Origin of the sequence: Actinomyces stomatis (assembly GCF_031292835.1) — a bacterium.
GTDB classification, from domain to species: Bacteria; Actinomycetota; Actinomycetes; order Actinomycetales; family Actinomycetaceae; genus Actinomyces; species Actinomyces stomatis.
Genome location: NZ_JASPEP010000023.1, coordinates 1 through 14334, shown reverse-complemented (window position 1 = coordinate 14334; position 14334 = coordinate 1). Strand labels below are relative to the sequence as shown.

At 68.0% G+C, this 14334-nt stretch carries 14 protein-coding genes; 10 read left to right on the top strand and 4 right to left on the bottom strand.

Going from position 1 to position 14334, the window contains the following annotated elements:
* Positions 1 to 859 precede the first annotated feature (859 nt).
* The 4 genes from RIV12_RS10715 (at position 860) to RIV12_RS10700 (ending at position 3597) form a co-directional block, all read left to right on the top strand.
* A complete protein-coding gene (locus RIV12_RS10715; protein WP_309323760.1) occupies positions 860 to 1144 on the top strand; it encodes a hypothetical protein in 285 nt (94 codons plus the stop codon).
* A gap of 147 nt (positions 1145 to 1291) precedes the next feature.
* Entirely contained in the window at positions 1292 to 1600 is a 309-nt protein-coding gene (locus RIV12_RS10710; RefSeq protein WP_309323758.1) for a hypothetical protein, read from the top strand.
* Positions 1601 to 1867: 267 nt separating this feature from the next.
* Positions 1868 to 2077: a hypothetical protein gene (locus RIV12_RS10705; RefSeq protein WP_309323757.1), complete on the top strand. Its 210-nt coding sequence runs from the start codon at positions 1868 to 1870 to the stop codon at positions 2075 to 2077.
* A 203-nt stretch (positions 2078 to 2280) separates the two neighbouring features.
* Positions 2281 to 3597 carry a GDSL-type esterase/lipase family protein gene (locus RIV12_RS10700; protein WP_309323755.1) on the top strand — a complete coding sequence of 439 codons (1317 nt, stop codon included), beginning with the start codon at positions 2281 to 2283 and terminating at the stop codon, positions 3595 to 3597.
* A 100-nt stretch (positions 3598 to 3697) separates the two neighbouring features.
* Here the strand turns inward: RIV12_RS10700 and RIV12_RS10695 are convergent, their stop codons facing one another.
* Both RIV12_RS10695 and RIV12_RS10690 read right to left on the bottom strand, forming a co-directional pair.
* Positions 3698 to 4567 (bottom strand): inositol monophosphatase family protein, encoded by an 870-nt coding sequence (locus RIV12_RS10695; RefSeq protein ID WP_428978936.1) that lies wholly within the window; start codon positions 4565 to 4567, stop codon positions 3698 to 3700.
* Entirely contained in the window at positions 4564 to 6033 is a 1470-nt protein-coding gene (locus RIV12_RS10690) for an amino acid permease (protein WP_309323751.1), read from the bottom strand. Before RIV12_RS10690 ends, RIV12_RS10695 begins: the two co-directional genes overlap by 4 nt.
* 80 nt (positions 6034 to 6113) lie before the next feature.
* Here RIV12_RS10690 and RIV12_RS10685 point away from each other — a divergent pair, with 80 nt between their 5' ends.
* From RIV12_RS10685 to RIV12_RS10660, 6 genes are all read left to right on the top strand, one after another.
* On the top strand, positions 6114 to 7784 hold the full coding sequence (locus RIV12_RS10685) for a DUF2079 domain-containing protein (RefSeq protein ID WP_309323749.1): 1671 nt from the start codon (positions 6114 to 6116) through the stop codon (positions 7782 to 7784).
* Positions 7777 to 8352 carry a FluC/FEX family fluoride channel gene (locus RIV12_RS10680; RefSeq protein ID WP_309323747.1) on the top strand — a complete coding sequence of 192 codons (576 nt, stop codon included), beginning with the start codon at positions 7777 to 7779 and terminating at the stop codon, positions 8350 to 8352. Before RIV12_RS10685 ends, RIV12_RS10680 begins: the two co-directional genes overlap by 8 nt.
* Positions 8349 to 8831: a fluoride efflux transporter FluC gene (locus tag RIV12_RS10675; protein ID WP_309323745.1), complete on the top strand. Its 483-nt coding sequence runs from the start codon at positions 8349 to 8351 to the stop codon at positions 8829 to 8831. The genes RIV12_RS10680 and RIV12_RS10675 overlap by 4 nt, the downstream gene beginning before the upstream one ends.
* Before the next feature lie 202 nt (positions 8832 to 9033).
* Entirely contained in the window at positions 9034 to 9870 is an 837-nt protein-coding gene (locus RIV12_RS10670) for a DsbA family protein (RefSeq protein ID WP_309323743.1), read from the top strand.
* 191 nt (positions 9871 to 10061) lie between these two features.
* Entirely contained in the window at positions 10062 to 11009 is a 948-nt protein-coding gene (locus RIV12_RS10665; RefSeq protein WP_309323741.1) for an ROK family glucokinase, read from the top strand.
* Positions 11010 to 11378: 369 nt separating this feature from the next.
* The gene (locus RIV12_RS10660) at positions 11379 to 12326 is read left to right on the top strand and encodes a siderophore-interacting protein (protein WP_309323739.1); all 948 of its coding nucleotides are present in this window, start codon (positions 11379 to 11381) and stop codon (positions 12324 to 12326) included.
* 186 nt (positions 12327 to 12512) lie between these two features.
* On the opposite strand, the gene RIV12_RS10655 is transcribed toward RIV12_RS10660, so the two are convergent.
* Entirely contained in the window at positions 12513 to 13808 is a 1296-nt protein-coding gene (locus RIV12_RS10655; RefSeq protein ID WP_309323737.1) for an AI-2E family transporter, read from the bottom strand.
* A 138-nt stretch (positions 13809 to 13946) separates the two neighbouring features.
* Positions 13947 to 14334, bottom strand: a 388-nt coding sequence (locus RIV12_RS10650) for an alpha/beta fold hydrolase (protein WP_428978935.1), incomplete at its 5' end; no start/stop codon positions are given.

Below are 14334 nucleotides of genomic sequence, written 5' to 3'. Positions count from 1 at the left end.
CAGTCCCATCCGCGGGGACATAGCGCAGGCAGATCTGTCGATCCTGTTGCCGCCGCCAAATGGACAAAGGCGCCTTCAAGCATCTTCCGCAGCGACCGAGCACCAGGCTCAACTCACATCACCGAGTACCGGCCTAACCGGCCGAAGTCGACGAATCATCGACAGCGCGGGATAGGGTCCGGGACTGGCTACCCCAGAGCAACGCAGCGATAATCATTATTGGTAACATTCTCATCGGCGGTGTTGTTGACCGCGCTCGTATTGGCAATCGCTTCCGCTCCAACATCTCTCCTCTGATCGCGATCTGCACGGCCATCACTCTGAGACTGCCCAGAACGTCACGTAGAGGCGGACTCACCTCCCCACTCCATAACAGTGGGATGCCGAAAACATTTAAAAGCAAAAACTGTCAATATACGCGGTGGAAGTCTTATATCTTATCGATGCGACTATCATCCACATGGACCAACCGATCGGCCGATCCCCTGGCGTGAAAGTGGTGCCACTATTGATTCGTCACACCGACCACATCAACCTAAAAGGGAGTCTCAATGTTTTTCTTCCTTCCATCCAGGCGCCTACCAAATCCAACTGATTCAAATTCTGGCCTTGATTGGGCATGTTGGCTTATTGGGTTCTGCTGACAATTTTCACGACGAACAACCACACTGCCACCCATCGACCTTATTTCTAATGCAGCACATTCCAGGAAAGGAAGATCATATCACGCAATAAAGAGCACCCACATCGCGTATGTCGAACCGCACGAATAGCACGGTTACGCACAATCTTCGAATGGCTGCGCTATTCACCCAACTGACGACATCACTAGTCATCACCACAGAAACAAGGAGCGATCATGAAGAAGTATCTGAAGGGCGCAATCACTGCAGGCGCCGCAGGCATCATCCTTGCAGGAGGAATGGCCTCTCCCGCGTCCGCCGCTATCAAAGGCCCCTTCTACGTGACGGGCCCCGGACCGGGGAAGTGCCATGAGATTACTATTGAATTCTACACGCCGGGATCCGCGCAGCACTCAAGGATCGAACGCATGACTAAGTGCGGTACTGGCAAAACAGTTCGGAACTACAACTCGAACCACACTAAGTGGCGGATCATCGGTAACCGAGTGTACCGTATCTGAATCCCCTAGCCCTCAGTTCTCGCGCAACTGTCGACAACAGCTCAGGAAATCCGCGTAGTCACAGTTCAACATCGGCCGGTGTGCACCACAAAGGACTGTGGTGCACACCGGCCCACCATCACCTCAGTATCGAAAGGGAGACACAGAATGAAGGCATCAATCAAGGGGGCATTAACAGCCGGCGTCGTTGGCGTGATCCTGGCAAGTAGCCTGGCGACATCAGCCAATGCTGCAGTTATCGAGCGCGATTTCAGCGTCACCGGCCCCGGTTCCGGAAAGTGCCGCGAACTCGACATCGAATTTTACACGCCCGGATCATCGCAAGCGCCTCGACATGAAAGCCTGCTTGCTTGCGGAAATCGCACAGCCACCGCTCACTTTCGTTCCAATCACACTCACGTAAGAACGACGGAGCGAGACATTTGGAACGAGCCTTTCAAATTGTACAGTAACTGATCCACGAAACTCGCAAGGGCCCGCCGGTGCAGATCGTGTCCAAGTCATGTGGGAGGCCCTACACGATGCCTACGCCCGTCTGGGGCTGGGCGAGGCGGTTGTAGATGGCTGGGCCTTGGGGCAGACAATCACGCTCGTCTGACCGAGCCGATCTCCAAGGCCCAGCTCCACCACATCCTGGGTAAAGCAGGCAGAGGTAAGCCAGCATGCGGAGTTCCGCACCCCGCCGGTTCCTTCACCCTCACCCGCGACGGTGACCAGCTGGCCGTGGACGCCTCAGCCTCCACCGACACCGACGGCACGATCGCGAGCATCGACTGGTACGTCCAGCACGCCAACGGCACCGAGGAGATCCTCACCGGTGCCCGGGCAACCACCACGGTCCCCGCCGACAAGCAGGCCGTCGTCACCGCCGTCATCACCGACAACCAGGACAAGGAGACCTTCACCACCCAGACCTCCCCCACCATCGGTTAACAGCCAGAATCCCGGCCCAATATCGACAGATTCTTCACAGACGACGCGGCTCCGGGTCGTCTGTGAAGAATCTGTTGTTAGAAAGGCAAAGCGCGGCCATCAGGGCGCCGACGGCGCATCCGTCCCTTCCCGAAGTCGCCGACTTGGTACCGCTGCCGGGTCGTGGTTGACTCAACGCCCTACCACGATCCGAGGAGCGCCATTTGCCCGCGTCCGGCACCCCGCCACAGCCCGCCGACCAGGTCGGCTCTACCGACTCGACCACTCACCACCCACGCCGTCGGCGCCGCCCGGCCGGGCGGCTGGTGATGCTCACGGTCATCGCGGTTCTGCTCGGCGCGAGCCAGGCGACACCCGCGGTGCATCTCGACCCACCCGACCTCAGCGGCCTGCCGGAGGGGGCCTACGTGGCTCTGGGCGACTCCTACGCCTCGGGCTTCGGGGTGCCGCCCTACGCAGAGGGCACCGACGTCACGGACGGCAACACCTGCCGGCGCTCAGCAGGCTCCTACGCGCACATCGTGAGCAAGAGGATCGGGCGGAACCTGGAGATGGGCGCCTGCTCCGGGGCCCGGACCCGCAGCTTCTACGAGGCCAACGAGTCCTGGGGAGAGGTCGCCCAGCTCGACCGACTCGGCCCCGCCACCGGCCTGGTCACCTTCTCCATCGGGGGCAATGACGCCGGCTTCGCCAGGATTCTCGGCGACTGCATCGGCGGTGGAGACCGGGGCTTCCTCTCAGCGGCCGGCTGCAGCAGCGACGCGGAGGTGACCGGTGCGGTCGACGGCGCCATCGACGCCCTGGCCGGCAAGACCACGCTCGACGGCGTCTACAGCTACGAGTCGATCATCACCGATATCGGCACCCGCTCCCCCAACGCAGCGGTCGTCGCCGTCGGCTACCCGCGCCTCTTCCCCGAGCAGGGCGGTTCCGGCGGGCTCCTCCTGGGCCGCTGCCACGGCGTCACCAAGGTGGACCAGCGCTGGATCAACGCCAAGACCGACGAGCTCAACACCGCTTTCAAGGCCGCGGCCCTGCGCCACGGCTACCTGTTCGCCGACCCCACCGACAACTTCGAGCGCCACGAGCTGTGCGGCCGTCACGGCTCGTGGATGTTCGGGCTGCTCGAGACCGGGCGCTTCCACCCCAACATCGACGGCCACCGCGCCACGGCCGACGCCGTCATCAAGGCCCTGGGCGTCGCCAACCGGACCACCCAGCCGGCCCAGCTCGCCGACGTCGAGGCGCAGGCCGCCAATGCCCGGCCCGTGGCTGCGATCAGCGTCTCCCGTAACGGCGATCAGCTGGCCCTGGACGCCTCGGCCTCCACCGACACCGACGGCGCCATCGCGAGCGTCGACTGGTACGTCCAGCACGCCGACGGCACCGAGGAGATCCTCACCGGTGCCCGGGCAACCACCACGGTCCCCGCCGATGAGCAGGCCGTCGTCACCGCCGTCATCACCGACAACCAGGGCAAGGAGACCTTCTCCAGCCAGGTCTCCCCGGCCGCCGGCTGACCGTCCGCGCGTTCGCGGGGTAGGTCGCTCGGTCGTGCCCTTACTCCTCGAAGGCACACCCTCAGGTACGACCGCGCGGAGCGGCCCATCCTCGCGAGCTTCAGTCGCCGGCGGCGCGCAGGTGCCTCAGCACCTCGGCGTGGGCGGTCGGGGTGCCCACGAGGAGCGAGCCGGCGCGGCGCACATCGAAGGGCGCCCCGTCCATCCGGGTGAGAACCACGCCGGCCTCGGTGCACAGCAGCGCCCCGGCCGCGACGTCCCAGGGCTGGAGCAGCGGCTGGGTGTAGACGACCGCGCCGCCCGCGGCCACCTCCGCCATCTCCAGGGCGGCCGCCCCGTAGCAGCGCATGCCGCGCGAGGCCTCGATGGCCCGACCGATGCCCGCGTCCTGCGTGAGCTGGTAGTGGGCGATGAGCATGCCCTCGCTCAGAGGCAGGTCCTCCACCGGCTCCAGCGTCCGCGGCGTCGCACCGTCGGCGCCCGCCGCCTCCACCGTGAGCGGCTGAACCGATGCGCCCCGTCCGCGGATGGCCGTGTAGAGCCGGCCCGCCACGGGGTCGGCGAGGACTGCGACCACGGGCTCGCCGTCGTCGACCAGGGCCAGGGAGATGGCCCAGTCGCGGTGGGTGGCCACGTAGTTGAGGGTTCCGTCGATGGGGTCGAGCACCCAGGCCTGCCCGCGGTAGTCCTCGAAGTCCTCGACGCGGTGCGCCTCCTCGCCGTGAATGGGGATGCCGGTGGCCTCCAGGTGGCCGGCGATGCGCTCCTCGACGCCGCGGTCGACCTGGGTGACCAGGTCGTTGCGATGCGCCTTGGCCTCGACGCGCAGCTCCTCACCCGGGTCCAGGGCGAAGGCGGCCGCCCGGCGGACCGCAGCCACCCCGCGAGCGAGCAGGTCCTCCAGGGAGGCCGACGACGTCGACCCCTCCGACGGCTTCGGTGTCACTGCCCCTCCACCACCAGCACTCACGACTGGAGCTCCTGCTGTCTGGCGAGTCGGCGGCTGTGGACGAACCAGGCCACACCCAGCACCACCAGCCACAGGGGTGAGGCGAAGACCGCGATACGGGTGTCGTGGGCCTGGGTGAGGGTCCAGACGACGAAGGCGAAGAAGGCCAGGCACAGCCAGGCCGCCCAGCGCTCACCGGGCAGGCGGAAGGTGCTGGCCCGGTGCAGCTCGGGCCGCAGGCTGAGGAACCGCAGGTAGCTCACGACGATGATGCACCACACGAGAATGAACAGGACGCTGGCCACCGTGGTCACCGTCGTGAAGGCCTCGATGATGGACTTGGAGGTGTAGAGCAACGGGATCGAGGTGAGCAGACTGGCGCAGGTGACGGCCAGGGACACACCCGGCACCGAACGGGCCGTCAGCTTGCGGAAGATGTGGGGGGCGTTGTCCGCCCAGGACAGGCCGAAGAGCATCCGGGAGGTCGAGTAGACCCCGGAGTTCGCCGACGACGCCGCGGCCGTGAGCACCACGAAATTGACGACACTGGCGGCCACGCCGAGCCCCGCCAGGGCGAACATGGCCACGAAGGGACTGTCCTTGGGGTTGATCTCCTGCCAGGGGGTGACGGCCATGATGGCCGCGAGCGCCCCCAGGTAGAACAGGACGATGCGCACCGGGATGGCGTTGATGGCCCGCGGGAGAGTGACCTCCGGGTCCTTGGCCTCGGCGGCCGCGGTCCCCACGAGCTCGGTGCCCACGAAGGCGAAGATGGCGATCTGGAAGGCCCCGAAGAACCCGCTCGCACCGTTGGGAAACAGGCCTCCGCTCCAGATGTTGGAGAGCTGGGCGTGGGCGCCGTTGGGCGCCGTGAACCCGCGCAGCACCATGAAGACACCGACGACGACGAGCGCCATGATGGCCACGATCTTGATGATGGAGAACCAGAACTCGATCTCCCCGAAGGCCTTGACGGTGGCGAGGTTGAGGCTGAACAGCAGGACCACGGTGGCCACCGGCGTGATCCACAACGGCAGGTCCGGCCACCAGTACCTCACGTACCCGGTGATGACGATGACCTCGGCCACAGCCGTCACCAGCCAGCACACGTAGTAGGTCCAGCCCACGAAGAAACCGGCCCACGGCCCGATGAGGTCATGGGCGACGTCGGCGAAGGACTTGTAGGACAGGTTGGACAGCAGCACCTCGCCCAGGGCCCTCATAACCAGGAAGAGGATGGCGCCGATGATCGCGTAGACGAGGAACACACCGGGACCGGCCAGGGCGATCGTCTTTCCCGACCCCATGAACAGCCCGGTTCCGATCGCCCCGCCGATGGCGATGAGCTGGACGTGGCGGTTGGTGAGGTGGCGCTGGAGCCGGGGCTCGGCGTCGTGTTCCACCATCGGGTCGAGGTCAGGCCGCATGGGCGGCGCTGAGGACTCGGCCGCCGAGGTGGAATCGGCGGGCGGCGGCGTGTGGGACATCTCGTCTCCTGATCGTGGGTGACGCCACGAGCCTAGCGCTACGAGGTTCATCCCCGATTCACACGGGTAGGCTCAGCGCCGTGAACTTCAAGGAGCAGGTCCGCCACTCGATTCCGGCTGCGATCGTCGTCGTCATCGGCGCCTGGGTGATGATCTACTACTCGATCGTCCAGTGGGAGACGATGAAGCAGGTCCCCAGCTGGGACCTGGCGATCTTCTCCGAGCTGGCCAAGGCCTACTCCCACTTCCAGGCCCCGATCGTGCCGGTCAAGGGTGATGGGTACAACCTCCTGGGTGATCACTTCCACCCGATTCTCCTTCTCCTGGGACCGATCTGGCGGCTCTTCCCCACCCCCTTGAGCCTGCTCATCACCCAGGACCTGTTGTTGGCGGTCTCGGCCTGGCCGCTGACCCGCCTGGCCAGCCGGCTGACGAATCAGTGGGTGGGCGGCGCCCTGGGGCTCGTCTACGTCCTGTCCTGGGGGATGCAGGGAGCCGTGGCCGCGCAGTTCCACGAGATCGCCTTCGCCATGCCGATGCTGGCCTGCGCCTCGGTCGCCTTCGTGGAGCGGCGCTGGGTGGCGGTGACGGCCTGGTCGGCGCCACTGGTCCTGGTCAAGGAGGACATGGGGCTGACGGTCCTCATGATCGGGGTGGCCGTCATGCTCACCTCGCTGGTGCCGGCCTGGTACCGCAGCTGCACGGTCAGCGGGGCCGGTGGCCGGGGAGCCGACGTCCTCGACGACGCCGCTGAGGCCGATGCCGCCCGCAACCGGCGTCGGGGGCTGCGCCTGGGCGTGGGCATGATCGTCGGCGGGATCGCGGCCTTCCTCTTCTCCATCCTGGTGTTCCTGCCGGCCTTCAACATCAACGGGGTGTGGGACTACGGGCTGAGCTCGCAGGACAAGCCCACCTCACCGGACGCCCTGGCCCAGAAGGTCAAGGTGGTCGTCATGCTGATTCTCACCAGCGGGATCGTCGGGGTGACCTCACCGTGGCTGCTCGTGGTGCTGCCGACGCTGGCGTGGCGGTTCCTGGGGTCGGTGGAGTTCTACTGGGTGTGGGACAACTGGCACTACAACGTCACCCTCATGCCGATCGCCCTGGGGGCGCTGCTCGATGTCGTCGCCCGCCGCCGAGCGCACGGCTCCTACGTGGCCGACCGCCCCGTCAGAGAGGTGGGGGTCGACGGCCGGGAGGTCATGGACTCCTCAGCCGAGACCTCCGAGGACGAGAGCACCGCTGATGAGTCCGACGTCGAGGTCCCGCACCGGCACCCGACCGCCTTCCCCACCTGGCTCACGGTGCCGATGCGGCACCGCTTCGTGGTCGCGACGAGCATCCTCACCGCCGTGGTCACCGGGGTCCTGACCGGCCCCTACCTCCCGCTGTGGAAGGCCACCGACCAGAACTTCGACCCACTGAGCGCCGAGGCCAAGGAGACCGACGAGGCGAAGAAGCCCGAGACGCGGCGGGTGGCCACCGCCCGCGAGGTCATCGCCACCATCCCCGAGGGGGCCACGGTGGTCACCGACCTGTCGCTGCTGGCCTACCTGGTACCCCGGGCCGAGGTCTCCTGGTCGGGCACGAGCGGCCCCGACAAGGAGTACATCGTCATGAGCCGGAACAGCAACAACCAGTGGGGCACCACCGACGCCGCCACCTGGGGCGAGAGGCACACCACGCAGGGGGCCACCTACTCCCTCATCTTCAACAAGGACGGCTACCAGATCGCCAAGCGCGATGACTGAGGCGGGCCCCGGCGCCGATGCTGACACCCGCGACGCCTCCGCGGCCGGGGGCGTTCCCCAACCAGGGGCCGTCCCCGACCCAGAGGCTGAGCCATCACCCACGGCCGCTGCGGGCTCCCCGCCAGTGGTCGGGCGGGCTCCGTCAGTGGCCGCCTCCCTGGCCCTGGTCGCCGCGGGAGGTTGCGCGGGCACGCTGGTGCGCGCGGCCCTGGCGCGGGCCTGGCCCACAGCACCCGGGCACCTGCCGGTGACGACGCTCGCCCTCAACGTCGTCGGGGCCCTGGCCCTGGGTCTGCTGCTCGGGACGCTCGGCGAAGGACGTCCCCGCCTGAGGCTGGCCCTGGGCACGGGGGTGCTGGGCGGGCTGACGACGCACTCGACCTTCATCCTGGAGAGCCACCGGCTGCTGGCCCCCGGAGGGGACGCCGGCCACCCGGTCCTCGGCGCCGCCTATCTGGTGGGGTCGATGGCGGCCGGGCTGGGCGCGGCCGGCCTCGGGCTGTGGCTGGCCTCTCGCCTGCACCGCCCGGGCCACGCAGACGGCGGTCTCCTCCCGGAGGCGTCATGAGCGGGGCCGCTGCCCCCGGACTGGCGACCTGGCTCGCCGACTGGCTCCCCCTGGCGATGGCCGGCGGGGTGGGGGCGGCCTGCCGCTGGTGCGTGGACACCGCCGTCAGCCGCTTCAGCGGCCGAGCCGTCCGGGACGCCTCAGCGGGCGCCTTGCAGCGGCGTCGTTCCGGGGTGCGGGCGCTGCGGATGCCGTGGGGCACCGTCGTCGTCAACGTGACGGCCTGCCTCCTCATGGGCGTGCTCGTGGGTTGGGCGGGAGGCCCGCCGCACTCCGGGAGCTGGGCCACCACCGCGCTGACTGTCCTGGGGACCGGATTCCTGGGCGGGTACTCGACCTTCTCCACGGCCTGCGTCGAGGGGGCGCGCCTGGTACTGGCAGGGCGGTGGGGGCCGGCCATCGTGCACACGACCCTCATGACGGTGGCGACGCTGGGCGCCGTCGGACTCGGGCTGGCCGGCGGCGCAGCACTGCGCTAGGGCAGCGTCCGGCCGGGATCCCCGACTCACTTCGACCGAATCTTCAAAAACGACGCGTATACGTGTCGCCTGTGAAGATTCGGTCGAAGTATGCGCGACGACGTCGCTCCGAGACCAACCTGAGACGGCTGTGACGAACTGTGCTCTCATCTGCCGTATCAGGCGTGCTGTGGGGCGTGCCTCCTCTGACAGACTCGCTGCCATGAGTGTTCAGCCGCCTTCTCCGACGCCGACCCAGTCGAGGACCAACCGCGCCACGGTGATCACCCTCGTGGTCATCGCCGTCATCCTGGCCGTCCTCGCCGCGGTGCTGCTGCACAACGTCGCCTCCCGGCGCCATGACGCCGCCGCCACCAGCCAGGCCTCCGGCTCCGATTCTTCCACCGCGGTCCGCGAGCCCGTACCGGCCCCTCCGGTCGCCGACCAGCAGACCCTGGAGCTCATCCGCTCCGAGACCCATCGCGACCCGGCCGACGGCCAGGCCAAGGGCAAGGTCGACGCACCGGTCGTCATGGTCATCTACTCCGACTTCGCCTGCCCCTACTGCACCCAGTTCGCCCAGAACGTCGAGCCCGAGCTGGACAAGCTGGTCGACCAGGGGACGTTGCGCATTGAATGGCGCGACCTGGCCCAGATCAGTGAGACCTCGCCCCTGGCCGCTCAGGCCGGGCGGGCCGCCGCCAAACAGGGCAAGTTCTGGGAGTTCCACGACGCCGTCTACGCCGCCGCCGACCCCAAGGACCACCCGGCCTACACCGAGGACTCCCTGGTCGACTTCGCCAAGAAGGCCGGGGTGCCGGATCTGAAGAAGTTCCGCGCCGACATGACCGCCGACGAGACCGTCAAGGCCGTCTCCGAGGCCACCAACCATGCCCACTCCATCGGCATTCAGGGCACCCCGTTCATGATCGTGGGCGAGACCTATATCAACGGCTACCAGGACGCCGACTACATGACGGCGGTCGTCAAGAGCCAGGCCGCCAAGGCCAAGGAGACCAAGGGAGCCACGAGCCCCGCGGCACCGGCGTCGGCTAACTGACCACCACGGAGCGGAGCAACGACGGGGTCGGGCGGCGTGCTCACTCGATCCGCCTCAGGGTTCATCCCCCGACTCGCCCCACCGGCGGGCCCGGGGACGCTATTCTTCCACCACCTGTCCCATCGATCGTCTGACGAGCAGCAACGCGGATGGCAACGTCAACAACGGTCGTTTCAACAAGGAGCGCGAGCATGGCACTGAGCATCGGCGTGGATGTCGGCGGAACGAAGATCGCGGCCGGCGTCGTCGACGACGACGGGAAGGTTCTTCAGACGATTCGGCGCGATTCTCCCGCCTTCAGCCGCCAGGCGATCATCGACACGATCACGATGGTGGTGCACCGGCTGCAGGAGGACTTTCCCGACGTGGCCACCGTGGGCATCGGGGCGGCCGGGATGGTGTCCTCGGACCGCAACACGATGGCGCACGGCACCAACCTGGACTGGACCGGGATGCGGATCGGCGACGTCATCTCCGAGGGCGTGGGCCTGCCCGTCGTCGTCGAGAACGACGCCAACGCCTTCGGGTGGGCCGAGGCCCGCTTCGGGGCGGCCCGGGGCAAGCGCAACGCCCTCATCGTGGCCATCGGCACCGGCGTCGGCGGGGCGATCATCGTCGACGGCCACCTCCTGCGCGGGGCGGCCGGATTTGGCGGGGAGATCGGGCACATCAACGTCGTCCCCGGCGGACGCCCCTGCGGCTGCGGACTGAGAGGCTGCCTGGAGCGCTACAGCGCCGGCACGGCCCTGGGGGTCAACGGCTGGGAGCTGGCGCAGTTCCGCCCCGGCTACGCGGCCCGCATCATTGAGCTCTCCGGCGGCAACCCGGAGCACATCTCGGGCAAGGCCGTCACCGCCGCGGCCCGCGAGGGCGACCCGGCCGCCCTGGAGTGCTACGAGCAGCTCACCCACTGGCTGGGGGTGGGGCTGGCGGACATGTGCGCGCTGCTGGACCCTGAGGTCATCGTCATCGCCGGTGGCCTGGCCGAGGCCGGCGACATCCTGCTGACTCCCGCCCGCAAGGCCTTCGCCGAGAACCTCACGGCCGGCACCTACCGGCCCACCATTCCGGTGGTCCTGGCCGAGGGAGGCCAGGAGGCCGGTCTCGTCGGCGCCGCCGACCTCGCCCGCCAGTCCTGAACCACCCGGGCACCATCCTCGGGTCGGCCTGGAAACCATCAGCCATCCAGGCTCTTACGGGAACCTTGCGAGATGACGCGGCGTCAGCGTGAGCTATTGCACCGACCCACCCATTGTTAGGTATGGCTTACCTCGGTTAGCGTCGACATACTCGCCCCGCCCTCCAGGCCCATCTCCGGTCCGGCCTTCGGCACGCCCATCATCCTTCCCAAGGGCCGCCATGGCGTGCACGGCACCGGAGAACGGGAGCAGCCCCATCCGATCGCCCAACTACCGGTGCCGTCTGATAGCCGCCTCAAGCAGTCCTCAGAGCGGCCTCGAGGGCGCTTCCCCAACACCACACCACCAGACGCACGAAGGAGTCCCGAGATGAGCCCAGCCAGACCGTCCGCCTCACCGACATCTCCGTTCCGCTTCTTCCGTGTCACAGTGGCGGCAGTCCGCGACGTGACGCCGTCCATGCGGCGCTTCACCTTCATCGGGGATGATCTGGTCCACTACGCCGACCCGGGCTGGGACCAGCGGATCAAGCTGGTGCTGCCGGCGCCGGCGTCGGGTTACAAGCAGCTACCCGACGGCGAGGACTGGTACGGCCGGTTGATGAAGCTGCCCGAGGAGCACCGGTGCCCGATCCGTACCTACACGACGCGCACGGTTCGCCGCGAGGTGGAGGTTCCGGACGGAACGCGTGCGGAGGTGGACGTCGACATGGTGGTGCACGATCCGCTCGGCCCGGCCTCTCGGTGGATCCTTGAGGCTGAGGTCGGTACCGAGGCGGTCCTGCTGGGGCCGAACCGGCAGTGGGACGGCGATGCCGGGGGCGTGGACTTCGTACCTCCGCAAGTGACCGAGCGCTACCTGCTGGGCGGGGACGAGACGGCGGCACCGGCGATCGCCCGGATCCTAGAGGACCTGCCCGCGAGCGCGCGGGGAGTCGCCGTCGTCGAGATGCCCGGTGACGCGGATGCCCCTTACCTGCCTACGCACCCCGGGATCGAGGTGCGGGTGGCTGGGCGCAACGGCCGCTCGCACGGGGAGTTGCTCGTCGAGGGTGTACGCCGGGCCGCCGAGGAGCTGTGTCCGGTAGGGGTGCCGCAGGAGGTCGAGGAGATCGACGTCGACCGTGAGCTGCTGTGGGACGTGCCGCGCCACGCCAAGGGCGGGGACGCACTCAAGCGCACCACCCTGTACGCGTGGCTCGCCGGGGAGGCGGCTGCGGTGCGGACGATGCGTCGCCACCTGGTCAGCGAACGTGGCATCGACCGGCGCTCTGTGGCCTTCATGGGCTACTGGCGCCAGGGCCGCGCCGAGGCCTGAGCCCGAGGGCTCCCGCACCGGCCAACTGAACGGCAGATCGCGTCATCGAGAACGTACTTTCCGCGCGAGAACTGCGTTGTCCCGCAGATGACTGGGGGTGGACCTCAGTCGTCTGCGGGAGAAGTACGTTCTCGCGGCGAAGCGCAGTCGCCGATTCCCAGGGGCGCCCAGCTCGTCCTTAGGCGGTCAGTCCGCCTGGGAGCGTTGACGGCTGCCGGATGGCACGGAGCCGTCGACGTCTTCGGCGCTGTCGGCACTCTGGGCCGTTGCCCCAACCTTCTCAGCCTTGTCGGCGATCCGCTCAACAACCGGCCGGCCGTGGTCGGGATCCGCCTCGCCGACGCCGTCGCCGTCGAGGTCGAGCTGGTCGAGCACTTCCTGGTCGAGCTCATCGGGGTCACGCACGGGCGAGTCGCCGGCGGACAGGAAGATCCCCACCCAGCGCGAGCGGGGGTCGGAGTCGATGAGGAGGGCCTTGACGAACAGCGTCAGCGGCACCGCCAGGATGGTCCCCAGCGCCCCGATGACGGTGGACCAGAACAGCAGGCACAGGAAGGTCGTCGTCGTGTTGAGTCCCACCGCGTCCCCGGTGAACTTGGGCTGGATGAGGGACTGGATGACGAAGTTGGCCGCCACGTAGGACAGGACCACCCACAGTGCGGTCCAGGGCCCGGAGTCCACCAGCCCCAGGACCGCCGGCGGGACCACACCCAGGACGAAGCCGATGTTCGGGATGTAGTTGGTGATGAAGGAGACCACGCCCCAGGTGATGGCCATCGGTACGTCCAGGTACCACAGGGTCAGCACATTGATGACGGCCACGATGAGGCCGAAGACCGTCGAGACCATCCAGTAGGAGCGCACTGCCTCGCAGAAGGAGACCATGGCGGCGGCCATACCCGGCTTGAGGACGCTGAGGGCGGCGGCGCGGATCTCGATCTTGGCGGTGTCGAACATGAGGAAGACGACCACCATCGCCATGACGCCGAGCATCGCGCTGGCCGAGGTCAGCTGCCCCAGGACCGTCTGCGCCACCGTGACGAGCTGGGAGGTGTCCAGGATGTCGGTGACCTGCTTGAGCACCGTGGACTGGTCGACCCCCATGCCGTTGAGCTGGGTCTCGGCCTGTTTCCAGATCGCCTGGAACTTGGGGGCGTACTGCGGCAGGGTGTCGACGAGCTGGGCGACCGCGACGGCCAGGGCCGCGAACAGCAGCACGACGAAGGTGAAGATGAGCAGGATCGCCGCCGTCGCCGCGACCAAGCGCGGTACCCGATGGCGCGTCATCCAGGACACCAGTGGCCGGACCGTCACCACGAGGGTGAGGGCGAAGAAAGCCGGGGCGAAGAGGTCCTGAATGAGGTAGAGCCCCACCGAGCCGATCGTCAGCGCCGCCAGGAGGTAGGCGACGGTCTCCCCCTGCGTGCGCTCCCCGGGGACGGGGACGGAGGCCTTCCGAGTTTTTTCCGACACAGCTGCCATGGGCGCATCCTCCCACGGACCGACGACGCACCCCGACGCCACGGCCTCAGCGCGCCGCAGGAGCTCCCCGTCCTTCGCACCCGCGGCGACGGCCAGCGGCGGCACTCCGGTAGCGCTCCGGCTGCCTGGGGACTCGCCTCACCCCACTGGCAGGACCTCGGCCAGCCAGGTGTCGACGGCGCGGTAGAAGGCCTGCGGGTTGCTGCGGCGCACCTGGTGGCCGGCCCCGGGGACAAGGACCGGGCAGATGCGGGGATTGCGGGCGGCGGTCTCCAGGCCCTCGCGTCCCACGCGGGCGCTGCCGGGCCGGTCACCGGTGAGCAGCAGGGTGGGGACGTCGAGAGCGGCCATCGCCTCGTCCCAGGGGACCTCGGGGGTGACGACGCCGGAGAGCAGCAGGGCCGGATCAGTGCGCTGGGAGGCCCACACGCCCAGGAGGGCCTCGGCGTCGGGCATGGTCTCCAGGGCGCGTCCGACGGCGGCGGGCAGGTCGGCGACCTCGGCGGTACGAGCCCGCTCCCGGGCG

Coding starts and splice junctions, on each gene's coding strand:
- RIV12_RS10690 (WP_309323751.1), bottom strand. CDS start 6,033: ATGTCCCACACGCCGCCGCCCGCCGATTCCACCTCGGCGGCCGAGTCC.
- RIV12_RS10715 (WP_309323760.1), top strand. CDS start 860: ATGAAGAAGTATCTGAAGGGCGCAATCACTGCAGGCGCCGCAGGCATC.
- RIV12_RS10660 (WP_309323739.1), top strand. CDS start 11,379: ATGAGCCCAGCCAGACCGTCCGCCTCACCGACATCTCCGTTCCGCTTC.
- RIV12_RS10675 (WP_309323745.1), top strand. CDS start 8,349: ATGAGCGGGGCCGCTGCCCCCGGACTGGCGACCTGGCTCGCCGACTGG.
- RIV12_RS10680 (WP_309323747.1), top strand. CDS start 7,777: ATGACTGAGGCGGGCCCCGGCGCCGATGCTGACACCCGCGACGCCTCC.
- RIV12_RS10655 (WP_309323737.1), bottom strand. CDS start 13,808: ATGGCAGCTGTGTCGGAAAAAACTCGGAAGGCCTCCGTCCCCGTCCCC.
- RIV12_RS10670 (WP_309323743.1), top strand. CDS start 9,034: ATGAGTGTTCAGCCGCCTTCTCCGACGCCGACCCAGTCGAGGACCAAC.
- RIV12_RS10710 (WP_309323758.1), top strand. CDS start 1,292: ATGAAGGCATCAATCAAGGGGGCATTAACAGCCGGCGTCGTTGGCGTG.
- RIV12_RS10665 (WP_309323741.1), top strand. CDS start 10,062: ATGGCACTGAGCATCGGCGTGGATGTCGGCGGAACGAAGATCGCGGCC.